Source organism: Vitreoscilla massiliensis, from assembly GCF_001457815.1.
Taxonomy (GTDB): Bacteria; Pseudomonadota; Gammaproteobacteria; order Burkholderiales; family Neisseriaceae; genus Vitreoscilla; species Vitreoscilla massiliensis.
In genome coordinates this window covers 270,376-294,360 of the sequence record NZ_LN898220.1, presented here as the reverse complement: position 1 = coordinate 294,360, position 23,985 = coordinate 270,376, and the positions used below count along the sequence as shown (strand labels likewise).

At 50.2% G+C, this 23,985-nt stretch carries 27 protein-coding genes, 2 tRNA genes and 1 pseudogene; 18 read left to right on the top strand and 12 right to left on the bottom strand.

What is annotated here, in order from left to right:
- Positions 1-213: 213 nt before the first annotated feature.
- Together BN3003_RS10175 and BN3003_RS10170 are read left to right on the top strand one after the other, a co-directional pair.
- Positions 214-1,923: a CapA family protein gene (locus BN3003_RS10175; RefSeq protein ID WP_058356545.1), complete on the top strand. Its 1,710-nt coding sequence runs from the start codon at positions 214-216 to the stop codon at positions 1,921-1,923.
- A 266-nt stretch (positions 1,924-2,189) separates the two neighbouring features.
- Positions 2,190-2,447, top strand: coding sequence for a hypothetical protein (locus BN3003_RS10170; RefSeq protein ID WP_058356544.1), 258 nt, complete (start codon positions 2,190-2,192; stop codon positions 2,445-2,447).
- Between the two features lie 153 nt (positions 2,448-2,600).
- Here BN3003_RS10170 and BN3003_RS10165 read toward each other — a convergent pair whose 3' ends face one another.
- Together BN3003_RS10165 and BN3003_RS19375 are read right to left on the bottom strand one after the other, a co-directional pair.
- Complete coding sequence (locus tag BN3003_RS10165; protein ID WP_058356543.1) at positions 2,601-3,455, bottom strand: DMT family transporter; 855 nt, start codon at positions 3,453-3,455, stop codon at positions 2,601-2,603.
- Between the two features lie 73 nt (positions 3,456-3,528).
- A complete protein-coding gene (locus BN3003_RS19375) occupies positions 3,529-3,822 on the bottom strand; it encodes a hypothetical protein (RefSeq protein WP_234333050.1) in 294 nt (97 codons plus the stop codon).
- Positions 3,823-3,879: 57 nt separating this feature from the next.
- Between BN3003_RS19375 and BN3003_RS10160 the strand changes: the two genes are divergently transcribed.
- The 3 genes and pseudogenes from BN3003_RS10160 to BN3003_RS10155 all read left to right on the top strand — a co-directional run bounded on the left by BN3003_RS10160 (position 3,880) and on the right by BN3003_RS10155 (position 5,265).
- Complete coding sequence (locus tag BN3003_RS10160) at positions 3,880-4,728, top strand: AraC family transcriptional regulator (protein WP_058356542.1); 849 nt, start codon at positions 3,880-3,882, stop codon at positions 4,726-4,728.
- Between the two features lie 30 nt (positions 4,729-4,758).
- Positions 4,759-4,953, top strand: a pseudogene (locus BN3003_RS19220) (FKBP-type peptidyl-prolyl cis-trans isomerase N-terminal domain-containing protein); the annotation flags it as partial.
- Entirely contained in the window at positions 4,930-5,265 is a 336-nt protein-coding gene (locus tag BN3003_RS10155; RefSeq protein WP_267886121.1) for an FKBP-type peptidyl-prolyl cis-trans isomerase, read from the top strand. The pseudogene BN3003_RS19220 and the gene BN3003_RS10155, both read left to right, overlap by 24 nt.
- 73 nt (positions 5,266-5,338) lie before the next feature.
- On the opposite strand, the gene BN3003_RS10150 is transcribed toward BN3003_RS10155, so the two are convergent.
- Positions 5,339-6,373, bottom strand: a complete 1,035-nt coding sequence (locus BN3003_RS10150; RefSeq protein ID WP_058356540.1) for a DUF2971 domain-containing protein — start codon at positions 6,371-6,373, stop codon at positions 5,339-5,341.
- A gap of 202 nt (positions 6,374-6,575) precedes the next feature.
- On the opposite strand from BN3003_RS10150, the gene BN3003_RS10145 reads away from it, so the two are divergent.
- Positions 6,576-6,953 (top strand): PH domain-containing protein, encoded by a 378-nt coding sequence (locus BN3003_RS10145; RefSeq protein ID WP_058356539.1) that lies wholly within the window; start codon positions 6,576-6,578, stop codon positions 6,951-6,953.
- A gap of 126 nt (positions 6,954-7,079) precedes the next feature.
- Positions 7,080-7,427 carry a hypothetical protein gene (locus BN3003_RS10140; protein WP_147645407.1) on the top strand — a complete coding sequence of 116 codons (348 nt, stop codon included), beginning with the start codon at positions 7,080-7,082 and terminating at the stop codon, positions 7,425-7,427.
- A gap of 64 nt (positions 7,428-7,491) precedes the next feature.
- Here BN3003_RS10140 and BN3003_RS10135 read toward each other — a convergent pair whose 3' ends face one another.
- The 4 genes from BN3003_RS10135 to mutM form a co-directional block, all read right to left on the bottom strand.
- Positions 7,492-8,952, bottom strand: coding sequence for a dihydrolipoyl dehydrogenase (locus BN3003_RS10135; protein ID WP_058356537.1), 1,461 nt, complete (start codon positions 8,950-8,952; stop codon positions 7,492-7,494).
- Between the two features lie 157 nt (positions 8,953-9,109).
- Positions 9,110-9,853 (bottom strand): glutathione peroxidase, encoded by a 744-nt coding sequence (locus BN3003_RS10130; protein ID WP_058356536.1) that lies wholly within the window; start codon positions 9,851-9,853, stop codon positions 9,110-9,112.
- Positions 9,854-9,978: 125 nt separating this feature from the next.
- A complete protein-coding gene (locus BN3003_RS10125; protein WP_058356535.1) occupies positions 9,979-10,794 on the bottom strand; it encodes a lysophospholipid acyltransferase family protein in 816 nt (271 codons plus the stop codon).
- Positions 10,795-10,800: 6 nt separating this feature from the next.
- Positions 10,801-11,622 carry a bifunctional DNA-formamidopyrimidine glycosylase/DNA-(apurinic or apyrimidinic site) lyase gene (mutM, locus tag BN3003_RS10120; protein WP_058356534.1) on the bottom strand — a complete coding sequence of 274 codons (822 nt, stop codon included), beginning with the start codon at positions 11,620-11,622 and terminating at the stop codon, positions 10,801-10,803.
- A 143-nt stretch (positions 11,623-11,765) separates the two neighbouring features.
- Between mutM and BN3003_RS10115 the strand changes: the two genes are divergently transcribed.
- From BN3003_RS10115 to BN3003_RS10070, 10 genes are all read left to right on the top strand, one after another.
- Positions 11,766-13,670 (top strand): UDP-N-acetylglucosamine--peptide N-acetylglucosaminyltransferase SPINDLY family protein, encoded by a 1,905-nt coding sequence (locus tag BN3003_RS10115; RefSeq protein WP_058356533.1) that lies wholly within the window; start codon positions 11,766-11,768, stop codon positions 13,668-13,670.
- A complete protein-coding gene (locus BN3003_RS10110; protein WP_058356532.1) occupies positions 13,667-14,251 on the top strand; it encodes an outer membrane lipoprotein LolB in 585 nt (194 codons plus the stop codon). The genes BN3003_RS10115 and BN3003_RS10110 overlap by 4 nt, the downstream gene beginning before the upstream one ends.
- Positions 14,252-14,267: 16 nt before the next feature.
- On the top strand, positions 14,268-15,125 hold the full coding sequence (ispE, locus tag BN3003_RS10105; protein WP_058356531.1) for a 4-(cytidine 5'-diphospho)-2-C-methyl-D-erythritol kinase: 858 nt from the start codon (positions 14,268-14,270) through the stop codon (positions 15,123-15,125).
- Between the two features lie 4 nt (positions 15,126-15,129).
- Positions 15,130-15,204 (top strand) — tRNA-Gln (locus BN3003_RS10100).
- Positions 15,205-15,235: 31 nt separating this feature from the next.
- Positions 15,236-15,310: transfer RNA gene (locus BN3003_RS10095), tRNA-Gln, on the top strand.
- 205 nt (positions 15,311-15,515) lie between these two features.
- Positions 15,516-16,502, top strand: a complete 987-nt coding sequence (locus BN3003_RS10090; protein WP_058356794.1) for a ribose-phosphate pyrophosphokinase — start codon at positions 15,516-15,518, stop codon at positions 16,500-16,502.
- 66 nt (positions 16,503-16,568) lie between these two features.
- A complete protein-coding gene (locus BN3003_RS10085; protein WP_058356530.1) occupies positions 16,569-17,141 on the top strand; it encodes a 50S ribosomal protein L25/general stress protein Ctc in 573 nt (190 codons plus the stop codon).
- A gap of 95 nt (positions 17,142-17,236) precedes the next feature.
- Positions 17,237-17,725, top strand: a complete 489-nt coding sequence (locus BN3003_RS10080; protein WP_058356529.1) for a hypothetical protein — start codon at positions 17,237-17,239, stop codon at positions 17,723-17,725.
- A gap of 229 nt (positions 17,726-17,954) precedes the next feature.
- Complete coding sequence (locus BN3003_RS10075; protein WP_058356528.1) at positions 17,955-18,959, top strand: hypothetical protein; 1,005 nt, start codon at positions 17,955-17,957, stop codon at positions 18,957-18,959.
- A gap of 107 nt (positions 18,960-19,066) precedes the next feature.
- Positions 19,067-20,071: a hypothetical protein gene (locus tag BN3003_RS10070; protein ID WP_058356527.1), complete on the top strand. Its 1,005-nt coding sequence runs from the start codon at positions 19,067-19,069 to the stop codon at positions 20,069-20,071.
- Between the two features lie 69 nt (positions 20,072-20,140).
- On the opposite strand, the gene BN3003_RS10065 is transcribed toward BN3003_RS10070, so the two are convergent.
- From BN3003_RS10065 to BN3003_RS10045, 5 genes are all read right to left on the bottom strand, one after another.
- A complete protein-coding gene (locus BN3003_RS10065; protein ID WP_058356526.1) occupies positions 20,141-20,770 on the bottom strand; it encodes a GDSL-type esterase/lipase family protein in 630 nt (209 codons plus the stop codon).
- An 84-nt stretch (positions 20,771-20,854) separates the two neighbouring features.
- Positions 20,855-21,280, bottom strand: coding sequence for a PaaI family thioesterase (locus tag BN3003_RS10060; RefSeq protein WP_058356525.1), 426 nt, complete (start codon positions 21,278-21,280; stop codon positions 20,855-20,857).
- Positions 21,277-21,741, bottom strand: coding sequence for a PaaI family thioesterase (locus BN3003_RS10055; RefSeq protein WP_058356524.1), 465 nt, complete (start codon positions 21,739-21,741; stop codon positions 21,277-21,279). Before BN3003_RS10055 ends, BN3003_RS10060 begins: the two co-directional genes overlap by 4 nt.
- Positions 21,738-22,571 (bottom strand): segregation and condensation protein A, encoded by an 834-nt coding sequence (locus BN3003_RS10050; protein ID WP_058356523.1) that lies wholly within the window; start codon positions 22,569-22,571, stop codon positions 21,738-21,740. Before BN3003_RS10050 ends, BN3003_RS10055 begins: the two co-directional genes overlap by 4 nt.
- Positions 22,564-23,340 carry a tRNA threonylcarbamoyladenosine dehydratase gene (locus tag BN3003_RS10045; RefSeq protein WP_058356522.1) on the bottom strand — a complete coding sequence of 259 codons (777 nt, stop codon included), beginning with the start codon at positions 23,338-23,340 and terminating at the stop codon, positions 22,564-22,566. The genes BN3003_RS10050 and BN3003_RS10045 overlap by 8 nt, the downstream gene beginning before the upstream one ends.
- Positions 23,341-23,478: 138 nt before the next feature.
- Here BN3003_RS10045 and BN3003_RS10040 point away from each other — a divergent pair, with 138 nt between their 5' ends.
- A complete protein-coding gene (locus BN3003_RS10040) occupies positions 23,479-23,955 on the top strand; it encodes a universal stress protein (protein WP_058356521.1) in 477 nt (158 codons plus the stop codon).
- Positions 23,956-23,985: the final 30 nt, after the last annotated feature.

Below are 23,985 nucleotides of genomic sequence, written 5' to 3'. Positions count from 1 at the left end.
AAGTGTCGGAGTGGTCACTGCTGCCACTGCGTTCTGGTAACACCAACAGCGGCCGGTAAAGTTTAAGCGCGCGAGTGTTGCGCTGCAAGTGGTTATTTTCATGTCGATTCAGTTACAATTGGTGGGTATGTCTGTGGCATGGCCGCAGGCATAAGGGCTGCTGAGGAGAACAGCAGTGGTATGAGTAACCACACCTGCATAAAAAGAAATCACATGGGGACTGTCGACGCGCAAGCGGTGAATTTGTATGCCTTATTGGGCGTACCTGAAAACGCAGATGGCGCGCGTTTGCGCCATGTCATCGGCCTGCATCACACGGCCAAATTATTGCCCGAAGCGATATTGGCCAAGGCCGAACGCTATTTGCTCAGCGACACGCTGCGGCTGCAATACAATTTGTATTTGAAAAATCTCACCGCCCAACATGCGGCCTTGTCCCACCTCAATTTGTATGCGCATTTAAACCTGCCGCATACCGCCACTGCCGCACAAATTCAGGCCGCTTTGAATGCGCATGTGCACCGCATTCCGCTGCAAACATGGTTATTGGCGCGCAAATGGCTGCTGCATCCGCGTTTGCGTGAGCGTTACGATGGTATGTGGGCGCAGCGTTTTGGTGGTCAGTGGGAGGCAGTGCTTGCCGATGCCGATGTTGCTGGTGTGGCAACAGACATTGCGACAGTCGAGACCGATAAAGCCAGCACACCGTGGGCTTTGTTGGCGGCGGCAGCGCTGAGCACGGCCATAGGCGTCATCACCTTGGAACGTGTGTACCAACGACCCATCCAGCTGTACCGCCAACAAACCGCCTTGCCGCCCTTATTATTGGCGGCACCAGCCGCGAGTGCTTGGAGCCAAATCACCATTACCGCCGTGGGTGACACCACTTTGGGCAGCCATTTGGGCGATGTCAGCGCCGGCACTTTGCCCGCGGTGTGGCGTGAGCAAGGCGATGCGTATTTTATGCAAGAAATGGCCGATGTGTTGGCACACGATGATTTGAGCATTGCTAATTTGGAAGGGCCGCTGACGCAGGCCAACGGTGGAATGGATAAGCCATTTGTGTTCAAAGGTGCGCCGGCATTGGTGGGCGTGTTGCGCGCAGGTTCGATAGAAGCGGTGAATGTGGCCAATAACCACAGCCACGATTATGGCGCACAAGGCCATGCCGACACGCTGCAAGCCTTACAGGCCGCACAAATACCGGCATTTGGCTATCAGCAATACCAAATCATCGACATCAAAGGCAAACGCATCGCCTTGGCTGGCGCCAAAGCATGGAGTGTGGCACAAGGCAAAGAGGCGGTGGAGCAAGCGTTGGCGCATTTCAAAGGCCAAGACGTCGATTACCTCATCATGTCGTTTCACTGGGGGCAAGAGCGCCAATACCGCCAAAATACCACCCAACGCGCAATCGCCCATTACGCCATAGACCGCGGCATCAACGCTGTGCTCGGCCACCATCCGCATGTGGTGCAAGGCTTGGAGCGTTACAAGCAAGGAGTGATTGTGTATTCGCTCGCCAATTTTGTGTTTGGCGGTAATGGCAATCCATCGGACAAAGACAGCGTGGCGGTGCAATTGCGTTTGGATTTCGCTGGCAAGCAATTGCTGGCGCAAGACGTGCTCGCCTTGCCGCTGTCGGTATCGGGGCGCAGCAATGGCAATGATTATCGGCCGGTATGGGCGAATGCGGCGACGCAAGCGCGCATTCACGCGAAAATGCAGGCCGCCAGCAATGTCGATGTGCGCATGGGTTGGCGTGAAGATTTGACCAGCCAAGCACTGCTGGCGCACACCTTCAAAGCGCCTGCGCCCAGTCGTTGGTGCGATGACAGTGGCTCGGTTTGGGCGCCGAGCGTGGTAGACACTTCGTTACAGCGCTTTCCAAGCTGTGTGGCGACGCGCCAGCATTGGGGATAAATCTGGCGAGCATATCAAGCGGCCTGTAAATCGTTTACAGGCCGCTTTTTTTATGTTGTTTTTAAGCTTTATCTTAATATAAAACCCACAAAAACAAGCATCTAAATGTGTTTTAACCCAGCTACATTAAAGCCGGATTGAGGCTTACACAGTTTCAAACTCTCCTAAGTTTCGCCTAAGTTTTCGAGCGCATCATGCACTCACCGAAACCGATACTGTGTTCCGATTTAACCTGAGTAGATTTAACTTGTATAAAGGAGTTGTGAATGAACAAACTTGTAAACGCTGTTGTGATTGCCGCTGTTGCTTCATTTTCTGCCATGAGCATGGCCGCCACTGTCGCTCCTGCCCAAACAACATCCGCCAAAGCCGCGCCTGCCAAAGCGACACCTGCAAAAGTCACACCTGTTAAAGCAGAGGTAAAAAAGCCAGCTGCACCTGCAGCGCACCAAGTCAGTAAAAAAGCGCACAAAACCGCGAAACACCATGCAGCCAAACACGCCGTTGCAAAAGCCAAATCATAATCTTCAGGAGAAGACAGTAGCAGCCGTACCCTAGGAAGTAACACTAAGTAACACCGTAGAGTCTTGGTTTTGATGCGTAAGCATTAACCATCAAGCCAAAGCGGCCTGTAAACCATTTACAGGCCGCTTGTTTGTGTTGCCATCGCTCAGTGTTTACTTACTTGGTTTAAACACCAAGATAATGCCCAAGACGATGGCCGCCATACCGAGGATTTCGGTGAACGACATCGCATGACCCCACACCAAAAAGTCCAATATCGCGGTGACAATGGGCACCAAATAAAACAAGCTGGTGATGTTGACCACATTGCCGCCTTGGATCAATTTATAGAGCAGCAATTGCGCTACCACCGAAATCACCACCCCCAACCACAATACCGGTATCCAATAGCCGAAGCTGAAATCGGTGGGCATGGTGGTTTGCGGTAACAGCAGCAGACACATCAACAAAGTCAGCACAAATTGCAGCGGCAGCACTTGCTGCGGCGCTTGCTTGATTTTCTTTTGCAGCAGCGTGCCCAAAGTGATGCAAGCCAAGGCGATGAATGAAAACAGCCACGCCCACACATCCATGCCGGCAATGCTCAAACCGCGTCCGACGATTAAAATCAAACCCGCCAAGGCCAACAATAAGCCGATGAGGCGCAAGGCCGAAAAGCGCCATTCGGTAAGGAGCAAAGTCAAAATCGGTTGCGTACCGAGCAAGGTGGCCAATAGCCCTGGCGTGATGCCGTGCGCCATCGCTTCAAAATAGGCGATGGAATAGCCGCCCACCAATAAAAAACCGGCCTGTAACACTTGCAGCCGCGTGCCCTTATCGGGCAACCACTGGCGGGTTTTTAAGGCCAACAAGCTCAAGACAACAATGGCGACCGCATAACGGCCGATTAACAAGATGGCAACAGAAGAATGGTTCAAGCCCCAACGGGTAAAGATGGCGGCACTGCCCCACAGCAAGACAAAGACCAGCATGGCCAAGCCTGCAGAATGTTTGGAAACAATAGACATGATTTTCCCTTATGTGCTGAGCATCAGCACATCCAATTCAAATAAATTTGCGAGATTTTTTTTTGCAGCAGTGTTAAACAGCAAGCACAGCCACAACACGTACAGCAGCCACATCGGCAACTGCAGCGATTTGAACAGGGGGAGACACAGGAGGCGTGTGCGCGCACAGCGTGTTCGATAAAGTCGAACCGATTGCAACAGGGTGCAATTGCGCCATACCAGCCTCCAAAAGTGTTGTGATAAAAGGGTTTCTTAGAGAAACTGGCATGGATACTAACATGGATTGAGATGGATGCAAATGGTTTTTCATGGTCTGTGCAGAAAACCATGGTTTGCCACCCACAGACAAAACCGCAATTTCAATCAAGCGCGGGCAAGGAGCGTTTGCGATACTGCACGCCATGCCAAGACGACAGGAAGCAAGATGAACGATGCCGAGAAAATTCAGCGGGTGTGTGAATACATCAACCTGCATTTGGACGATGATTTGAATGTGGCGCAATTGTGCCAACAGGTTTATTTGTCCAAATTCCATGTGCATCGTCTGTTTACCGCCATCACCGGCATGAGCATGATGGCTTATGTGCAGCAATGTCGCCTGAAGCGAGCCTCTTATCAGTTGGCGTTTCAGCGCGAGAGCATCATCGCCATCGCGCTGCAAGCAGGATTTGACAGCCACGAAGCCTTTAGTCGTGCGTTCAAACGCCGCTTTCACCAAACACCTACCGCGTTTCGCCAGCAACCCGATTGGTCGCTTTGGCAAACGCAATTGCAGATGATCCATCCCATTATTGAGGTCAATATGAACATTGAAATTCAACAGCGCAGCGCTGAAAACATTGCTTACTTACGCCATACGGGTTCACCCAAGCGCGTGCTAGAAACCGCCACCGAGTTTATCGCTTGGCGCCAGAGCAGCGGCTTATCGCCGATTAAAACCAGTCATACCTATGGCATTCCACACGCCGATCCTGAGCAAGTGCCAGAAGAAGCCTTCGTGTTTGACATTGCCGGCAGCGTGACCGAGCCTGTGCCTGCAAACGATTTTGGCGTGCTCAATGGGCAATTGCCAGCAGGGCGTTATGCTGTCATTCACCATGAAGGCAGCCACGACACCATCAACAACAGCATTTACCATTTGTTCCGCACATGGTTGCCTGAACAGCAAGAACAAGCAGGTGATTTCCCCATCGTGTTTCATTACCACAATTTCATTCACGATGTGGCCGAACATGAATTGCGCACCGATGTGTTGCTGTTATTGCGGGATTGAAGTCCACAGCAGCGGCCTGTAAACGGTTTACAGGCCGCATACTCAGGCGTGCGGCACAGCTTAGCCAGTATAATGGCCATTTTTGAACGGGTGTTTACCATGTCAGTTGCCGAATTATTGGCCAAAAAGAAAGCCGCTTTGGCCTTGAAAAACTTGGAAGAAGGGCAAGCCTTTTTGGCTGCCAATGCCAGCAAAGACGGTGTGATTAGCCTGCCTTCTGGCTTGCAATACGAGGTGTTGCAAGCGGGCACAGGCGCGAAACCGACATTAGACGACACCGTCGTGTGCCATTACCACGGCCACAATTTGGCCGGCGAAGTGTTTGACAGCTCGGTAGAGCGCGGCGAACCCGCCACCTTCCGCATCGCCCGCCTCATCCAAGGCTACCAAATCGCCTTGCCCTTAATGAGCGTCGGCAGCAAATGGCGCTTATTCGTGCCCTCAGAACTCGCTTACAAAGACGAACACAAATCCAAACAAATCAGCGCTAACTCAACTTTGGTGTTTGAAGTGGAGTTGTTGGAGATTGTGAAGTAATGGTTTGAGTAGGGAAAAGCGGCCTGTAAATTGTTTACAGGCCGCTTTATTGAATGAAGTAGTCAGAAGGATTTCAAATAGATGTTTCTAAATCATCAATTTGGCTATACAAAGTATCAATTTCGGCAAGAGTTAAATATTGCTTTTTATACTTATTATATGGTGATGCATAACTACCATAAATAGTAGGTTCTCCATTTTCGCTTTTTTTATCGCTTATATTGACATCATCTAATTGAAGGCAATAAGGATCTCGTCTTAATATTTCACCTGCTTTGTACAAGTAATCAGCATATTGTTTGTGCTCTTCTTTGAGGTATTGGGGTGCTATTGCATCTTTTGCAATAGGGGCAACTGAGTATTTGTATTTAGGGGAATGTGGGAATGCATCAGGTAAGGGGATGGCTTCCAGCTTGAATGAATTGTTTTTTAATTGCATTTGAAAATATTTGATGCCACGCCCTTGCAAAGCTCGCATCACTTGTTGGATTTCAGATTCAGCCATACGCAGTCCAAAATAAATGGCGGTTACAGCACGGAAATCATAGTTTTGGATTTGTGCGGTATCGCTGATAATGCGAATTTCATTTTCATATTCCCAGCGTTTGGATTTATAACCTAACATCTGCTGTTGGATTTGCTTGGATGTGTCTTTTTCTAGGATTGTTAATAACTTTTGAAAATCAAGCTTAGGTGGATGGTCTGTATAGATAACATCTAACACTGTGTATTTATTTTCATAATAAAGTGAAGTGAGTTTATTTAAGTTAAATTCTATACAAAAACCATAGTGGCTGTTTGCATAATGAGCCCAAAGTAATTCATCATCAAAAACCTTGCTTAAGGAAAAAATACCCAGTCTATTATCTTTCATGCTGAGAATATTCTTAATTGATTTCATTAGAGAATTTTTAGATTCTTCTACATTGGCAGTAGAGAATTGCTTTATCAATAGTGAAAACTCATGCAATTGTTGCTCAAGATTGTCAGAGATAAGTAAACCTTCACATGGGTCATTCAATTGGTTTGTTGTTGAAGCCCAAAATTGGTCTAGTTCTAAACTGTTTAAATCTCTTTCAAAAACGCCTCGATACTTATAAACCTTCATGGATAGGAGCCTCAGATATTTGGTCATGTATAAAGTGAGTGTGCATCATAACTGGAATTTTGATGGCATATTTAAGCGAAGGAATCCTCTTTGTCTTTTGTTTGATTTAAGCGAGGCTTCTTAAAACAGGATACTGGTCTTTTGCGCATAAATATCCTACAGTCTTGCATCGGTATGAAAACCAACACACAAAGGGAAAGTCATGGGTTTATTGGGTGGTTTGATGGGCAATGCCAGTGAGGCCGATGGCGACAAATTGCAAAAGGAATTGGCGCAAGTTTTGGTGGCGGGTGAAATCGTGGACAGTGCGTATAAGGTGTTGCGCGACACGTTTGTGTTCACCAATAAGCGCATGATTTTAATCGACAGACAGGGTTTGACCGGCAAGAAAGTCGAGTATTTGAGCGTGCCGTATCGCAGCATGGTGTCGTTCTCGGTAGAAACGGCGGGCACGTTTGACATGGATTCGGAATTGAAAATTTGGATTTCGGGGCAGAGTGCACCGCTGCAAAAGACGTTTAGCAAGGGTTCTAACATCACCAAGGTGCAGCAGTCTTTGGCCAAATATGTGTTGGGTTAATGCCCACACTTATCATTGATGCATTGAATATTAAAAAGCGGCCTGTAAACCTTTACAGGCCGCTTTTGACACTTTTGAAGCATTGGTTTCAATACCTGTATTGTGAAACGAAACTGGGAGAAATAAATGTCTGAACTGTCGATACCTTACTGTCTTGATTTTGTGTCTGTATTTGGCTGTGAATGCAGTATGGATGATGATTATCAGGTACAAACCATGCAGTTTCAGGATGCAGATAAAAACAAACTGCAAATTTCGGTCTCACGTGCAGACCACAGTGTCACGATTATTCTCTCAAATGAAAATGATGTGGTGATTAACCATTTCTTTTTTGAAGACTTGGGCAGATTTCTCATGGATGAAAAAAACCATACTTTAACCTTGGAATTTGGCTCACAAAAACCATTGTTAATTACCATTACGTTATGGGAAAAATTTGCGATTCATATTCGAGATACCTCGTTTGGAAGGTAACAGACATGAATAAAAGTGGCCTGTAAACGATTTACAGGCCGCTTTTGTCTCGATGCAAATTGGTTTACAAACCTGGGCAGGCTGCGCACTCGGCTTCCAAGTCGGCGCTCAATTGCAGTTTGGCATTCACATCGCGCAGGGCGGTGCGCACGCCTTCTTCGATGACGGGGTGGTAGAACGGCATGTCGAGCATTTCGGCCACGGTCATTTTTTGTTGGTGTGCCCAAGCCAATAAGTGGGCGATGTGTTCGGCGGCTGGGCCTATCATTTCCGCGCCCAAGAAGCGGCCGCTGCCTTGTTCGGCATACACGCGCAACATGCCGCGGTTCACACCCATTACCCGCGAGCGACCTTGGTTGTGGAATGACACTTCGCCTTCGGCAAAACAGCCACAATCAGGATACAAATCGGCCAAGTCGCGCCAGCGGTAGCCCACGCTCATGATTTGTGGGTCTGAGAAAATCACGCCGATGGCGCTGCGGCGCAAACCGCGGTCGATTTCCGGATAAGTGCCGGCGTTTTTACCGGCAATCACGCCTTGATCTGAGGCTTCGTGCAACAGCGGCAATTGGTTGGAGGCGTCGCCAGCGATAAACAGGTGCGGGATGCTGGTTTGCATGGTGTGGCGGTCGGCCACGGGCACGCCGTGTTTGTCCAATTTCAATTCTGGCAGGTTTTCCAAGCCGATGTTATCGGTATTCGGTTTGCGACCGATGGCGGCAAGCAGGTACTCGGCTTCAAACACGCCTTGTTCACCGTGTTGGTCGTAAGCGACTTCGACATTGCCGGCGGCATTGAGGCTAACGCTGGTGTTGGCATCCAAGTGCATGTCGAGTTCTTGCTGGAAAATTTCCAAGGCTTTGGCGCTGACGGTGGGGTCGGAAATGCCGCCTATGGTGTTGCCGCGACCAAATACATGCACTTTCACACCCAAGCGTGCCAAGGCTTGGCCCAATTCCAAACCGATGACGCCTGAACCAAACACGGCCACAGATTTGGGCAAGGTTTCCCATGAAAACACGTCGTCATTGATGATGAGGCGTTCGCCCAAGGCTTCCCATGCTGGTAAAACAATGGGGCGAGAGCCGGTGGCAATCACCACCCGTTTGGCGGTGACTTGGGTTTGTTCGCCTGCTTGGTTGGTTACCACAATGGTGTGCGCGTCTTTGAATGTGGCGCGGCCCAATAAGCGTTTGTCTTCCGGCCATGCTTCCACGTCTTCGACCACAAAGCCAACAAAACGGTCGCGCTCTGCGCGCACACGGTCCATCACCGCTTTGCCATCCACTCGCACTTCACAATCGATATGCACGCCAAATTGGGCAGTGTGTTTGGGTTGGTGGGCGGCTTCGGCCGCGGCAATCAGCAATTTAGATGGCATGCAGCCGACGCGGGCGCAAGTGGTGCCAAATTTGTAGTCTTCTACGATATAGACATTGTCTGTTGCTTTGCGGGCGGCGCGAAACGCGCCCATGCCTGCGGAACCACCACCAATAACCACCACATCTGCTTGTATTTTGTTCATTTGAGCATCCTTGTTTTGTATTTTGTCAGTGCTTTAAGCCATTGAGCTTACAGGCCGCTTGCCACACAGAGGCAGCCTGTAAGCTGAACGGCCTAGGCCATTCAGCTTGGTCGCTAAGTGCGCGACCAAAGTTCAGGAAGATTTTGAGAGGTGAGACTTAAGCCACTTGTTTGGCAAAGTAAGCGGCCAAGTCTTCAGAACCACCGATGTATTCGCCGCCGATAAACACTTGTGGTGCAGTGGCTTTGCCAGTGATGGCGCGAACAGACACGGTAGAGGCATCAGTGCCCAAGACGATTTCTTCGTAAGCCAAGCCGTGTTCTTGCAACAATTCTTTGGCTTTGGCGCAGTATTGGCAACCTGGTTTGGTGAAGATGCTCACAGAAGGTTGGTCTTTAAAATCTTTGTCGATGTAATGAATCATGGTATCGGCATCAGACACTTCAAATGGATCGCCGTCTTTTTCAGGTTCGATGAACATTTTTTCCACCACGCCATCTTTGACCAACATAGAGTAGCGCCATGAACGGTCACCAAAGCCCAAGTCGTTTTTGTGCACCAACATGCCCATGCCTTTGGTGAATTCGGTGTTGCCATCCGGAATCACGGTGATGTTTTCGGCTTCTTGTTGTTTTTTCCATTCGTTCATCACGAAGGTGTCGTTCACAGACACACACACGATTTCGTCTACGCCGCGTTCTTTGAATTTAGACGCCAATTCGTTGTAACGTGGCAAGTGGGTAGAGGAACACGTTGGGGTGAATGCGCCTGGCAATGAGAACACGACCACGGTTTTGCCAGAGAAAATTTCATCGGTGGTGATGGTTTTCCAAGCGTCGCCTTCGCGCACTGGGAATGATACGTTAGGGATGCGTTGACCTTCTTTGCTTGCTAATGCCATTTTTATCTCCATTGAATAATAAGTAACTGCTTGTGTTAAACAAACTGTGTTGCGATTCGATGAAATGCATTATGAACGGGAAGGCTTATAAAGTGAATTTATCAATATCTATTAATTGATTAAATTTATAAATAATCCCATTCCGAAAGTTTTTTTAAATCACGATCATCGAGCACCAAACTGGCCACTTGCTGCTGTGCTTGTTGCTTTAAAGTAAAGCGTGAGGTGTCTTCGGTACGGGTTTCAGGCCGCAACACGTCGGTGAAATCGACGCGCACCACCGTTTCTTCTTCGGCCAATATGGTCAGAAAAGACTTGGGCAGACTCACTTCATCGGTAAATGCTGCGTGGCTAGAGCGTTTGCCATCGGCGTTGAAGTAGCGCAAAGCTATGGGTAAAACGGCGCTGTTGCTGTCTATCGCCGCTTGAAACAGCGCACCTTTGAACGCACGCAAGCCTTTGCCATCGGAGGTGCGCGCTTCGGGGAAAAAAGCCACCGTACCGCCGTGATGCAATTCTTCGGTAATCATGGCATTGATTTTGGCAGTGTCTTTGCGTTGGGCGCGGTTGATGAACAAAGTGCCCATCGCCACCACAATATTGCCCAACACCGGCCACGATTTGATTTCTTGTTTGGCGATGAATTGCATCGGATGCACCGAAGCCATGGCCAAAATGTCCAGCCATGAGGTGTGGTTGGCCACCACCAATAAACCATTTAAATCGGCAGGGATTTTGCCATGCAATTCCACGCGCACATTCAAGGCATCGAGCAATTGTTGTGAGGCTTGTTGCATCAATTCGGTGGTGTTGGAATTGTCGTTGTTCTTGGCGCTGCGGCGAGCGGCACGCACCAGATGCACCAACCACAACCACGACAGCCACAAGCGTTTGAGGCGGCGCGGGTAAGAGATGGGGCGAGCGGGTGAGTTAACAGTCATAAATACTCAATGTTGACAATGTGGGCAATAAAAACTCGAGCGCTGACCGATAATCATTTTTGTAATCAGCTCGCCACACTCATGGCAGGCTTGGCCGTCGCGCCCGTACACGAAGTATTGTTGCTGAAAATAGCCACTTTTGCCATCGCTGTTCACAAAGTCGCGCAAAGTGCTGCCACCGGCGGCAATGGCACGGGTCAACACCTCTTTGATTTCATTCACCAATGTGTGGCACTGTGCCAAAGTCACGTCTTTGGCCACTGTTGTCGGCAGGAGCTTGCATTGGAATAAAGCCTCGTTGGCGTAGATGTTGCCCACACCGACCACCACATGGTTGTCCATTAAGGCCAGTTTTAAAGCGCGCTTTTGTGTGCTCAATGCGGCCTGTAAATACTCGGCGTTGAAATCGTCTTCCAAAGGCTCGGGGCCGAGCTTGCTGATTAAGCTGTGGGTTTCGATGGCACCGCTGAACCACAGCCACGCACCAAAGCGGCGCGGGTCGTGATAGCGCAACACTGTGCCGTTTTGCAACAGCAAGTCCACATGGTCGTGTTTGCCAGCCTCGGGGACAGCATCGGCTTCAAACACGCGCAAACTGCCCGACATGCCCAAATGCACCATCACCACACCATGTTCCAAATGTATCAACAAATACTTGGCGCGGCGTGCCACCGCAATGATTTTACAGGCCGCGATTTGTTGGTTTAAATCCTCGGGTATTGGCCAGCGCAATTTGCTTTGGCGCACCACCACACGGTCTATGGTTTGACCTTCTATAAACGGGGCGATGCCGCGGCGGGTGGTTTCGACTTCGGGTAGTTCTGGCATGGAATGTCTTTCTGCTGATGCTGAGCGGGTGAAAATGAGGCTAAAAATCGGTGATTCAAGTGTGACATAGGGATACCCAAACTAACATATTGCTGTGTTAAAGTATTGGCCTCAACCTGAAATGACTCAAGGATGGACGTTTTATGGCAAGTTGGCACCAACGGCTGTTACCTATAGCGGCCTGTATCGCCGTGATCACTGCGACCCCTGCAATGGCGCAAGCTGAAACCAAACCTGCGGCGCCAGCGGTGTCGCCGCTCTCCAAAGACATCAATACCAGCTTGGACAAATTGCAAAAGCCAACGGCGCAACGCGCGCGCGATGCTGCCGACGAAAAAATCCGCTTGCAAAAAGTCACCCAAGACGCCAATGCCTTCGCTGGCATGTTGGCGAGTGAATTGGCTTTATTACAAGGCAATACTGCCGGTTCTTTGGGCGCGTATGTGGTGATGTTTGAGCGTTCAGGCCGGCCTGAATTGGCTGAGCGGGCGATGCAAATAGCCATCAATGCCGGAGCTTATAACGAGGCGCAATTGGTGTTGGAGCGCTGGCGCAAAGTTGAGCCGGTGCCGACACAATTGCAAAAACAAATGGCGTGGGAATTGGACGCTTCGCGTGGCAATATTGGCACCGCTTTGAATGATTTCCCTGCGGTGCTGACGCTGGCGAACGAAGCGCAGGCGCGCCGTGTGTTCTTATTGTTGTCGCAATTGAGTTTGGCTGGTCCACAAGTGGCGCAACAAGGCTATGAGCATGTGATGGATGCCACCAAACAATACCCGAACATGTCGGAAGCGGCGGTGGTAGAAGCGATGTATGCGGCCTTGTCTGGTCACGACAAACAAGCGGTCAAAGCCTTGAATCGTTTGGCCAGCTTGGATGCCGATATCCGCCCGACCACCCAATTGGCCATAGGCTTGTTGGCGCAAAAATCACCGCAAGTGATTAACCAATTTTTCAGCCAAGCCGATGCCAACAAATTGTCGGACATGTGGCGCGAATTGCAAATCGATACCTTGGTGCGCACCGAGCAATACGATAAAGCGTTCCAATTGATACAAAACGAACTCAGCAAGAATCCCACCCCGGAATTGCAGTTACAGGCCGGCATCTTGGCGATGAAAAAGAAAGACTATCGCGATGCTGAGGTGTTTTTAAGCAAAGTGTATCAAGGCGGTGACACGCCACAACGCAATCGTGCGGCGACCTTATTGGCCGTGGTGGCGTTTGGACAAGACCAAGCGGAAAAAGGCGCACAGTGGGCGGCGAAGATTAACGATGCCGATTTCTTGTTTGATAAGAGTGTGATTTTGGCCACCGCCGCGGCCGAGCGCAAAGATTGGGTCGAGATGCGCAAGCATTTGGATGTGTTACAAACCAGCAAGCCCAATGGCAACAGCCTGTACGATCAAGCACAGGCGCAGCGTTTGGAATTGTTGTGGATTTACAATCAGCAAGATCCGATGGTGGTGTACCGCGAGTACAGCAAGAAAATTGACGAGCAAATGGCCAGCGGTACGCCCGATGTGAAATTGTTGGCAGAATTGTATGCGCAGCGCGGCTTGTTGTTGGCAGACAAATTAAAGCGGCCTGAAGATGCGCTGAAAGACTTGCAAAAGCAATTGATTTTGCGTCCGAACGACGCCAATGCCATGAATTCCTTGGGCTATACCTTGTTGGCACAAGAGTCGTCGCGCGAACAAGGCTTTGCCTTGCTGGAACAAGCATACAAATTGGCACCAGACGCACCGCACATCAACGACAGCTTGGGCTGGGCGTATTACTTAAAAGGCCAGCCTGAAAAAGCGTTGGCGTATTTGAAATTTGCCTACGACAAAATGCCAGACCCAGAAGTGGCGGCGCATTTGGTCGATACCTATATGGCTTTGGGACAAGAGCGCAAGGCGCGTGAGTTTGCCAAAAAAGGTTTGGAATTGGACAGCAGCCATGCGGTGTTGTTGGAAACCTTGACCCGCCACAATCTGCAACCGAAACACAGTGCTGCTGCGGTAAAAGCGCAGCCTGATGCCGCCGGAGTGCAACCATGAGGCTGTTGGCGCGCGCGGTCGCGACAACGGCAGTATTGAGTGTGTTGGCGGCGTGTCAAACCACACCTCAAGCACCAACGGCTTGGCAAGCGGGTTCGCGAGATGATTTGAATTTCAGCGCCGCTGGCCGTTTGGCGGTGAAGCAAAACGACAAAGGTTCATACGCCAATTTCGATTGGGACAGCAATGGCAAAATGCAGCAATTGAGCGTGAACACGCCGCTGGGCAATACCGTCGGCGAATTGTGCCAAGATGGCAACGGCGTGGTGGCGACGGCCAGCAACGGTGAGGTCTACCAAGCGGCCACGGCGAGCGAGTTGTCTGAGCGTTTGATGGGTTTTGCCATTCCAGTAGAATCGTTGGATTTGTGGGCGCACGGTTATTATGCCGACAATCAGCCACACACCGTGGATGAGCAAGGGCGTTTGTTACAGGCCGGTTGGAAGATAGAACGCCAAGTCGATGCCCAAGGGCAGCCGCGCATCTTGGTATTGGACAACCAGCAATTGAGCATACGTTTGGCGTTTAATGATTATCAAGCAGGTGCTTCCGCTTTAGAGAGTAGCACCTGCCAGCGTTAACCAAGAAAGACTTTACATGACGCTTCAAAACCTGCCTGCCGATGCGCAGGCTTTTTTGGCACCGGCCAAATTGAATTTGATGTTGCACATTACCGGCCGTCGTGATGACGGCTACCATTTGCTCGAAACTGTGTTCACGTTTATCGGCCTGTACGATACCGTGCACATACGCAGCCGCAACGATGGCCAAATCGTGTTGCACACCTTGATAGACGGCGTCGATGCTGAACAAGATTTGAGCGTGCGTGCGGCGCGCGCCTTACAGCAAGCCAGTGGCAGCACACTGGGAGCCGACTTGTGGGTAGAGAAAAACATTCCCATGGGCGGCGGCTTGGGCGGCGGCTCATCCGATGCGGCGACGGTATTGTTGGCTTTGAATCAGCTGTGGCACACCCAGCTGACACGGCAGCAATTGATGGATTTGGGTTTGAAATTAGGCGCGGATGTGCCGGTTTTTATCTTTGGTCAAAATTCTTTTGCATCTGGCATAGGTGAGGTGTTGACCGAGGTTTCTGTGCCAAATCAATGGTATGTGGTGGTGAAGCCCAATGTGCACGTGGCGACGGCAAAAATTTTTGGGCACGAACGCTTGACACGTGATTCTGCCCCTAGCATAATACGGGTCTTTCCAAGGGTGCAGCCGCTTCGCAATGACATGCAAGCAGTTGTGTGTGAGGAATACCCAGAGGTAGCAGCAGCCTTATCCAGATTGAAACAATTTGGTGCGGCAATGATGACCGGCTCAGGTGCTTGTGTATTTTTAGCATGTGAAACAGAATCAGCAGCTCGCGAGGTTTATGCACAAGTGGCGACAGAATATGAAGCCTATTGTGTGGCAGGTTTAGACCAGCATCCTCTGAGTACATTGAAGTGATAATTGGGGTGTCGCCAAGTGGTAAGGCACTGGATTTTGATTCCAGCATTCGTAGGTTCGATCCCTCCCACCCCAGCCACACACTTCAACTCTTGAGATAACCAGTTTATTGGGGTGTCGCCAAGTGGTAAGGCACTGGATTTTGATTCCAGCATTCGTAGGTTCGATCCCTCCCACCCCAGCCAAATAAAAGCGCATCAGACATCTGATGCGCTTTTTGCTTTTTTACCACGTTAACAATTGATTATTATCGTAAATTTCACCATCTGGGTGGAGACTGGCAGGGAAAAGGTGTATGATTACGCGCTTGACCGTGCGGCGGTCACCGCATGATGGGAACGCAGCATTATGAATCCACACTTTCATTCAAAACAAGGCACTGAAGACGACATGGCAGCATACGACAGCTTGATGGTATTTACGGGTAACGCCAACCCAAAATTGGCAGAAAACGTAGTGAAACACTTAGACATTTCGTTGGGTCGCGCTTCAGTTACCAAATTTTCAGATGGTGAAGTGGCGATTGAATTATTGGAAAACGTGCGTGGTCGCGATGTGTTCATCGTGCAACCGACTTGTGCACCGACCAACGACAATTTGATGGAAATCTTGACCATGGCAGACGCGTTGAAACGTGCTTCTGCAGGCCGCATTACCGCAGCCATTCCGTATTTCGGTTATGCGCGTCAAGACCGTCGTCCACGCTCAGCGCGTGTACCGATTTCGGCCAAATTGGTGGCAAACATGTTGTACTCAGCCGGTATCGACCGTGTGTTGACCGTAGACTTGCATGCCGACCAAATTCAAGGTTTCTTTGATATTCCGGTAGACAATATTTACGCTACCCCGATTTTGATACACGACATTGTACAACGTCGTTTTGAAGACTTGATCGTGGTCAGCCCTGACATCGGTGGTGTGGTGCGTGCGCGCGCCGCAGCCAAAATGTTGCATGTAGATTTGGCCATCATCGACAAACGCCGTCCTAAAGCCAACGTGGCTGAAGTGATGAACATCATCGGTGACGTGTCTGGCAAAACCTGCTTGATCATCGACGACATGATCGACACTGCCAACACCTTGTGCAAAGCCGCGACCGCATTGAAAGAGCGTGGCGCCAGCCGCGTGGTGGCTTACGCTTCACATGCCGTGTTCTCAGGCGGCGCAGTAGAGCGCATCGAATCATCTGACATAGACTTGGTCGTGGTGACTGACACCATTCCATTGAACGAACAAGCTGAGGCGTCTGAACGCATCCACCAAGTGACCATTTCGGGCTTGTTGGCTGAAACCGTACGCCGCATCAGCAACGAAGAATCTGTATCTTACCTCTTCAATGAGGAAGTTACCGCGCCGGGAGCGCGTTTCCTCCCATAAACCCCAATAAGCCGTCTTAAGTTGGTCGCGACCGATGGCGGCATTATTTATTTAACTGGAGTTATTATGTCTCAATCTATTCAAGCTACCATCCGCGAAGCACAGGGCACAGGTGCGAGCCGCCGCCTGCGTCGCGCTGGCCAAGTTCCTGCCGTTATCTACGGTGAAAACCAAGAGCCTACAGCAATTGCTGTAGACGGCAACGCTTTGTTCTACGCTTTGCAAAAAGAATCTTTCCACACTTCATTGTTGAACATCGCTTTGGACGGTAAAGAAACTCAAGTCATCGTACGTGATTTCCAAATGCACCCATTCAAACAAATGGTATTGCACGTGGATTTCCAAGCCGTTGACGCTGCTAAAGAAATCAAAATCAAAGTACCTGTACACTTCATCAATGCTGAAGTGTCTCCTGCAGTTAAATTGCAAGGCGGTCGCGTATCTCAATTGATCCAATCAATCGAAGTATTGGTAACTGCTGGTAACGTGCCTGCTGAATTGGTAGTGGATTTGAAAACTGCCACTGCTGGTCAAATCGTTCACATCTCTGACATCGCGTTCCCAGAAGGCGTACAAAGCGTGTCATTGAAACGTGACGAAAACTTGGCAATTGCTGCCATCACTGGTAAAAAACGTTAATCTCAACGTTTAAAACAGTTTAAAAGCGGCCTGTAAAGTTTACAGGCCGCTTTTTCATGTACAGTCTCTGTTGATGGCATAAATCAGGAGAGCATATGTACCCTAAATGGATGATAGGCATCGTCTTATTATTGCTGATGCACAGCAGTTGGGCGCACCGTGATACCAAAATTGATATGGACAAACAAGGTATATTGTCTGTGCCGGCGGAGTTTGGTACGGTGAAACTGAAGCTTAAAGGCCTGGGGAAATCGAAAAAGTCTGTTGTCTTCAGTGTGAATGAACAACAAACCCAAGTGCCTGCTTGCTTGGTGAATTTGATACGCAGTGAAAAGGCACAAGACGTGCGCATCCGCGGTTCTTGGTACCATGAAACAGGTAGTTTGCCATATTATGTTACCGTCGAATTTTATACGCCTGCACAGATACAAGCGCAGCAATCAATGAGTGCAGATATGTCATTGATGTTTAACCTGAACAATGCTGAGCTGATGTTTGTGAACCAAGTTAAATTATCAAAGACACCAATTGATGCCATTTGCCAGCAGATACAAGACCAGCGTCAGAAACAAAAATACTTTTAATGCCCCCTCGATTAGATGAGCATGAGGGTATCAAAGTAAAAAGCTGCGGATGTGTTGTATGGCGATGCTTGTCGGTGTGTGTTGTTAAAGCTATCCTAAATTATCACCAGTTACTTAAATGCGGCCTGTAAAGGGTTTACAGGCCGCTTTGTTATGGTTTCAGCGCAAGATTTATACGCACAAGCTGTGCTAATCTGGGCCATCATCATTTTTCGTTTTAACCCAGACCATGTCCAAATCGTTCAGCATCAAAACCTTGCCCAATTGGGTGTTTGCCGTGCTCATCGGCGCATTTTGGCTGGATAATGCGCGCGAAGAGACGCTGTTTGCGCGTTTTGATGTGTGGATGGTGTGTCTGGCGCTGTTGACCGTGTATTTGGCCATGCAGCGCAACCCACAAGGCAAGTGGGTATGGGAACCCGCACAGCTCATCCGCTGTGGCTTTGCCCTTGTCAGTGCGCTCATCGTGATACTGGCTGTGGGCAGCAGTCATTCTCGCGACGAGGGTGCGTATTGGGGTTTGCTCATCTATATAGGCAGCAATTGGGCGCTGGCTTATGCCATCCGTAAGTATTTTTACCCGCCTAACGATGGGCGCGACCACTTGATTTACGCCATGCAGCACGCGGATTTCGAGCCCGTGCGCATACACATTCACAGCCGCAGTGAACAACATTTGAAACTGCAAACCGTGCTTTTGTGCGCATTTTTATGTGTGCTGGGCTTTTGGTTGACCGGTCTGCAAGCAGAAGACTTGGAAACCACTGCGGACAAACTCATTGTCGCCTTCATCAGCGTGGCCATCTTATTGTTGGTGGGATTCAAATGGCTGGAGCGCAACAATGATTTCAAAGCCTTGCGTTTGCTGTCAGAAACCGATGGCGAGTATTTGGACATCAAACCCCAAGGTTTGGCATGGCGGGTTTTGAACAACCATGCACCGAAATGGCAACAAGAGCTGCGTCCACAATTTCGCCTAGACCAGCACAGCATCACTTGGCCACAGCTTAAAAACGTACAGGTATTGGCAGATGGCAGCAACGACAACCCCATTACCTATTTGTGGCTGACCGCTATTGAAACCCATACGGGCGCAGTATTGTATGTGCGCATCAATCAAACCCATACCGATTACACTTCCAAGCAATTGCGCCACCTCTTGCTGCAATACCACAATCTGGGCATGAAGCCGTTTCACACCGTAGGGAAGCACTCAAAAACAAGCGGCCTGTAAACTTACAGGCCGACAGGTAGGGATTTGGTACGACTGCAAACTGATGATGGATTGCGTAATTTATGTGAGCATCTTGTAATAAGAACACACAACAGGGGAAATCGAATATGCGTGTACCGACCACAGTGAGTTGGAATATTCCAGTTTGGGTATTGTTTCTTGGCAGTGCCGTGGTGTGGTATGTGAGTGCTTTAAGCCAGCATATTCCAGTGTTGGGGCAGTATTGGCTGGGGTGGCAATACCGTTTCGAGCCGTGGCAATGGGTGGCGGCAGTGTGTGTGGTGTGGGCGCTGGTGGTGTTGGCATTGTTGCAAGATGTGCGCAAATACCAAAAGCTGGGGCAGATTTTGGCGGTGGTGTTGATAGGGTTTTATGTGCAAAAAGGCTATGTGGAGGACAGGGAGTTCAGGAAGTTGCTGGGTTTGGGCTTAATCCTGTTGTGGTTTGTTCTCAGATATGGGCTCACTAATGGCATGTACATGCTGGAGATGGCATTGTTGGCGCAGCGTCCATCGCGCCAAACGGATTTTCCTGCTCGCACCGTGGAGATTTACGATGATTATGCTTACAAAGTTGCCGAATCGACGTTGTGGATTTTGCTGTGGCTGAATGTGGCCATCATGGGCGTGTATTTTCTCAATCCATGGCAACCGCAATGGCGCAGCGTCGCCTTGGTGGTAGTGGGTTTGTTGGGGCTGCTGCACACGGTGTTGGGGCGGTGGCGTTGGTTGCGCATGCTGGCAGCAGCACGCACACAAGGGCGTGCTTATTTAACCCTACAGCAAGAAGGTTTGGCGTGGCAGTGGACACAGATGATGTGGACGAAAAGCCGTTATTTGCCAGGAGCAGAGCTGCGCTGCCAACAGCATCAAGATGGTTTGGCTTGGCGCGATGTGACCGCCATTTTTTCGGCTCGCAGCAAAGAAGATTCGCCCAAACAGCCGCCACCATTGGTGCAAGTGCATTCTGATGTGACCGATGAGCAAGGGCAAGCAGTGTGTTTGGCCTTACCGTATGAACGCACCCGTTACGGGCAAGAAGATTTGCTGCAATTGCTGCAAAAAACCCAAGCCGTGGCCCTGTCATTTAAACCAGTGACCGAGCAGCGGTAATCAATATGGATAATAGATATAAGCGGCCTGTAAGGTTTACAGGCCGCTTATATCATTGTTTCACCACCATTAATCCAACCAACCAATTTGCTCTAAGCGTTGTCGCAACTGCTTGGTGAAGACTTGGTAGCCGGCATCGTTGGCATGTACGGCATCGGCGCGCAAGGCGTCGTCGGCAAGGACATCGCTCCATGCATCTTCTAATAGGTACACTTGCTCTTCCTTGGCCAAAGCGGCGTACATGGCGTGGTCGTTGGGGTGGCCAACGGCAGCGGCCAACGTGAGTTCAGGTACGGCCACCAGCAAGACTTGGGCACCGCTTTGTTGGCTTAAGCGTATGCTTTGTTGGATGTTGGCGCGGGTGTCGCTGTTGGAGCGGCGTTGCAAAAAGTCGTTGCCACCGATGCTGATGATGACGAGTTTGGGTTGGTGTTGCTGCAATAAGGCGGGCAAGCGCGCTAAAGCTTGGGCGGAGGTATTGCCAGAGACGCCGCCATTGACGATGTTCCAGCCGGTTTGTTGGCGCAACAAGGCGGGATAAGCATGTTCGGGTGCGCTGGCGCCCACGCCTTGGGTGAGCGAATCGCCCAAAATCAACACGGTGGTTTGCGCGGGCAAGGCGGATTCAGGTTTGGAGCAAGCGCTTAAGCCGCACAACAACAATACCAAGCTAAGCAGTGCCATCAGGTGTTTTATCATCGCGAACTCTTTCCAAATAAGTTTACAGGCCGCTTATGCCATACAAGCGGCCTGTAAAACAAGGAATAACTCAAAACGGCAATACTAAGCCGCTGGCATCAAACAGTGCACACGGCCCACAGCAATCGGGCGCTCGCGGTCTTTTTGCCACACTTCTACCGACAAATGGGCGATGCGGCTGCCTTGGCGGGTAAGGGTGCAGGCGGCGAACATCGATTCGGGATGGCCTGAGCGCAGGTATTCTATCGAGAAGTCGATGATTTTGGCGAATTGGTCGAGGCCACTGTGTTGTTTCAAAAACAGCGTGGCCGCGCTTTCGATAAAGCCGCCTATCATGCCACCGTGTAAGGCGGGCAAAAACGTATTGCCGATGTTGTCAGCTTTGTAAGGTACGTGAAACAGTGGTGTGCCTTGGTTGTTCAGCCACACTTCCAAGCCGATGAACTGGGTATAAGGCATGGCGGTATGGGCTTTTTGGGTGAGCACGGGGTGGAGTTGGTAAGCACTCATTTGATCAACTCCTTTAAGTGAGCAGGAATGGGGCTGCGCATAAAAGTGGCGGTGCCCAAGGCAATGGGATTGTCGCTGTCGTTTTCGTGGTAACACACGGTGCGCACAAACGCGACTTGGCCGCTTAAGCGATAGCAATCGGAGGTGGCGTAGACGCGCTGATGCGGTGTGGCGGCATGCAAATAGTCTATGCGCATGTCGAGCGTGGCCAAGGTTTCAAAATCGGGCAGGTGCGCGGCCACGGCGGTGGCAGACGACACATCGACCAAAGTGGTGATCACGCCGCCGTGCAAGACTTGGGTGTCGTGGTTGCCAAGCACATCGTCGCGCCAGTCTACGCTTAAGGTTTGGCTGCGGTTGTCGGCGTGTTCAAAACGCAGACCTAAGGCCAAGCAGTGGGGCAATTGCAAATAATGGTGGCTTAAAGTCGAGTAGACTTTGGCATTGACAGCATCGGTCATGGCAAGCTTTCTTCGCTGTGGTGTTGGGCAAGGTGGATGTCGATATCGGCAAAAGCGGCCTGTTGTTGTACGTAAATCAGACCTTCTTTGATTAATTCTAGCATGGCGATGAAATTCACGACTAACAGCGGCACCGATTGTTGCTCGTTAAACAAGGCGCTGAAACGGCATGAGCCTGACAGCTTCAAACTGCGCAACACATGCGACATTTGCGCACGCACGGAGATGGCATCTTGCACCACTTGGTGTTGGGCATGGTTTTTGGCGCGCGATAAAATCGCCAACCATGCTTGCTTCAAATCACTGATATCGACATGGGGCAAGGCTTTCGGAATGTCCATTTCCACATGCAATACCGCCCAAGCAAAATCGCGTCCCGCTTGCGGCAATTCGTCCAAGCGCATCGCCGCCAAACGCATTTGTTCATACGCAAGTAATCGTTGCGCCAATTCTTGGCGTGGGTCGATTTCCTCTTCCTCGTCCACGGCTTTGACTTGTGGCAGTAATAAGCGCGATTTGATTTCAATCAGCACCGCCGCCATCAGCAAATACTCGGCCGCCAAATCAAAATGGGCGCTGTCCAATTGGGCAATATAGCTCAAATACTGCTCGGTAATCTTGGCAATCGGGATGTCTAAGATGTCCAAATTTTGCTTGCGGATCAAATACAGCAGCAAATCCAGCGGCCCTTCAAAATTCTGCAAGATGACTTGCAAGGCCTCGGGCGGAATGAACAAGTCTTTGGGGATGTCGGCCACCGGCTGACCAAACACCCATGCCACGGCTGGCTCAGGTTGTAAGGCCAATTCCAAATCTGTGCCCTCAGTCATGCTGGGCATTCACAATGTGTTCGATGGCGGCATGAGCGCAGTGCAGGCCGACGGTGGCGGTAACCAACATGCTGGCGCCATAGCCGGCGCAAGACAGGCCTTGTAAACCGCTGACCTCGCAGGCATCGCCGTTTTGTGGCGGCATTACGGTTTCCAGCGAATACACGCAGGCAACTTTCATTTTTTTATCGGTATCGCGGCTAAAGCCGTGGCGTTTGCGCAAGGTATAGCGCAGGTTAGACAACAATTTGTCGTTTTTCACTTGGCTTAAATCGGCCACGCGGATGTGCTCGGGATGGCGTTGACCACCGGCCGCTCCAGACACCACAAACGGCTGTTTATGACGCACAAACCACGCCGCCATCGCCGCTTTGACCCGCACTTGGTCTATGGCATCGACGACAAAGTCCACGCGCTCGGCAAACAAAGTGGCGATATTGTCTTCGTCGACAAAATCTTCAATGGTTTCGACTTTACAGGCCGGATTGATGTCGTAGACGCGCTGTTTTAAGGCATCGACTTTGGGCATGCCAAACAAAGGTGTGATGGCGGGCAATTGGCGATTGACATTAGATTCGGCCACATTGTCCAAGTCGATTAAGGTAATGCGACCAACGCCAGAACGCGCCAATGCTTCCACCACCCAAGAGCCAACGCCGCCGACGCCAACGACGCTTACATGTGCTTGTTGGAGCTTGTGCCAAGCCGGTGTGCCGTATAAGCGTTCTATGCCACCGAAGCGGCGATTGGAGTTTTGTTCTGTATCCATCAATCAGTTAAGCCAAGTCAAATAAACGGTAAATTTCATGCAATGTAACTAGGTAGTGCATTAAGTTGTGATTATACTGTAGTTGAAACGCACAACCCATTTCTTAATCAAGTCACACGCGTCAAAAAGGAGTCGATTATGTACAAACACTTGGTGGTTGCCATCGACGGCAGCAATACTTCCCTGAAAGCTTTGCGCCATGCAGTTGAAATTGCCGACAAGTCTGCCAGCAAAATCACTTTGGTGAACATTGCCAACCCAACCGAATACATGGCTTTGGCTCCAGAATTTTTGCAAGAAGACAGTTATGAAGCCACCGCTTTGGCCAATGCCGAAAATGTGTTGAACAAAGCCGAAGCCTTGGCCAAGTCTTTGGGCGCGACCGACATCCAACGCCACATCACCGTATCGGTGAAAGGCGCACGTGACATGGCGCAACAATTGGTGGACTACGCGGGTACGAACAATGCCGACTTGTTGGTATTGGGCACCCACGGCCGCACCGGCTTGATGCACTTGTTAATGGGCAGTTTCGCCGAAACCGTGATGCGCCAAACCACTTTGCCTTTACTCATCATTCGCGGCACCGATGAAGATGTGGAAGACGACGAATAAGTCTTAATCGGTTTTATATAAAGATGAAAG

What these genes read in the sequence shown, in the direction of transcription:
- BN3003_RS10070 (WP_058356527.1), top strand. Translation starts at nt 19,067, where the DNA reads ATGCGTGTACCGACCACAGTGAGTTGGAATATTCCAGTTTGGGTATTG.
- BN3003_RS10075 (WP_058356528.1), top strand. Translation starts at nt 17,955, where the DNA reads ATGTCCAAATCGTTCAGCATCAAAACCTTGCCCAATTGGGTGTTTGCC.
- BN3003_RS10060 (WP_058356525.1), bottom strand. Translation starts at nt 21,280, where the DNA reads ATGAGTGCTTACCAACTCCACCCCGTGCTCACCCAAAAAGCCCATACC.
- BN3003_RS10085 (WP_058356530.1), top strand. Translation starts at nt 16,569, where the DNA reads ATGTCTCAATCTATTCAAGCTACCATCCGCGAAGCACAGGGCACAGGT.
- BN3003_RS10110 (WP_058356532.1), top strand. Translation starts at nt 13,667, where the DNA reads ATGAGGCTGTTGGCGCGCGCGGTCGCGACAACGGCAGTATTGAGTGTG.
- BN3003_RS10090 (WP_058356794.1), top strand. Translation starts at nt 15,516, where the DNA reads ATGGCAGCATACGACAGCTTGATGGTATTTACGGGTAACGCCAACCCA.
- BN3003_RS10045 (WP_058356522.1), bottom strand. Translation starts at nt 23,340, where the DNA reads ATGGATACAGAACAAAACTCCAATCGCCGCTTCGGTGGCATAGAACGC.
- BN3003_RS10175 (WP_058356545.1), top strand. Translation starts at nt 214, where the DNA reads ATGGGGACTGTCGACGCGCAAGCGGTGAATTTGTATGCCTTATTGGGC.
- BN3003_RS10050 (WP_058356523.1), bottom strand. Translation starts at nt 22,571, where the DNA reads ATGACTGAGGGCACAGATTTGGAATTGGCCTTACAACCTGAGCCAGCC.
- BN3003_RS10065 (WP_058356526.1), bottom strand. Translation starts at nt 20,770, where the DNA reads ATGATAAAACACCTGATGGCACTGCTTAGCTTGGTATTGTTGTTGTGC.
- BN3003_RS10055 (WP_058356524.1), bottom strand. Translation starts at nt 21,741, where the DNA reads ATGACCGATGCTGTCAATGCCAAAGTCTACTCGACTTTAAGCCACCAT.
- ispE (WP_058356531.1), top strand. Translation starts at nt 14,268, where the DNA reads ATGACGCTTCAAAACCTGCCTGCCGATGCGCAGGCTTTTTTGGCACCG.
- BN3003_RS10150 (WP_058356540.1), bottom strand. Translation starts at nt 6,373, where the DNA reads ATGAAGGTTTATAAGTATCGAGGCGTTTTTGAAAGAGATTTAAACAGT.
- BN3003_RS10160 (WP_058356542.1), top strand. Translation starts at nt 3,880, where the DNA reads ATGAACGATGCCGAGAAAATTCAGCGGGTGTGTGAATACATCAACCTG.
- BN3003_RS10165 (WP_058356543.1), bottom strand. Translation starts at nt 3,455, where the DNA reads ATGTCTATTGTTTCCAAACATTCTGCAGGCTTGGCCATGCTGGTCTTT.
- BN3003_RS10040 (WP_058356521.1), top strand. Translation starts at nt 23,479, where the DNA reads ATGTACAAACACTTGGTGGTTGCCATCGACGGCAGCAATACTTCCCTG.
- BN3003_RS10170 (WP_058356544.1), top strand. Translation starts at nt 2,190, where the DNA reads ATGAACAAACTTGTAAACGCTGTTGTGATTGCCGCTGTTGCTTCATTT.
- BN3003_RS10145 (WP_058356539.1), top strand. Translation starts at nt 6,576, where the DNA reads ATGGGTTTATTGGGTGGTTTGATGGGCAATGCCAGTGAGGCCGATGGC.
- BN3003_RS10135 (WP_058356537.1), bottom strand. Translation starts at nt 8,952, where the DNA reads ATGAACAAAATACAAGCAGATGTGGTGGTTATTGGTGGTGGTTCCGCA.
- mutM (WP_058356534.1), bottom strand. Translation starts at nt 11,622, where the DNA reads ATGCCAGAACTACCCGAAGTCGAAACCACCCGCCGCGGCATCGCCCCG.
- BN3003_RS10140 (WP_147645407.1), top strand. Translation starts at nt 7,080, where the DNA reads ATGTCTGAACTGTCGATACCTTACTGTCTTGATTTTGTGTCTGTATTT.
- BN3003_RS10115 (WP_058356533.1), top strand. Translation starts at nt 11,766, where the DNA reads ATGGCAAGTTGGCACCAACGGCTGTTACCTATAGCGGCCTGTATCGCC.
- BN3003_RS10130 (WP_058356536.1), bottom strand. Translation starts at nt 9,853, where the DNA reads ATGGCATTAGCAAGCAAAGAAGGTCAACGCATCCCTAACGTATCATTC.
- BN3003_RS10080 (WP_058356529.1), top strand. Translation starts at nt 17,237, where the DNA reads ATGTACCCTAAATGGATGATAGGCATCGTCTTATTATTGCTGATGCAC.
- BN3003_RS10125 (WP_058356535.1), bottom strand. Translation starts at nt 10,794, where the DNA reads ATGACTGTTAACTCACCCGCTCGCCCCATCTCTTACCCGCGCCGCCTC.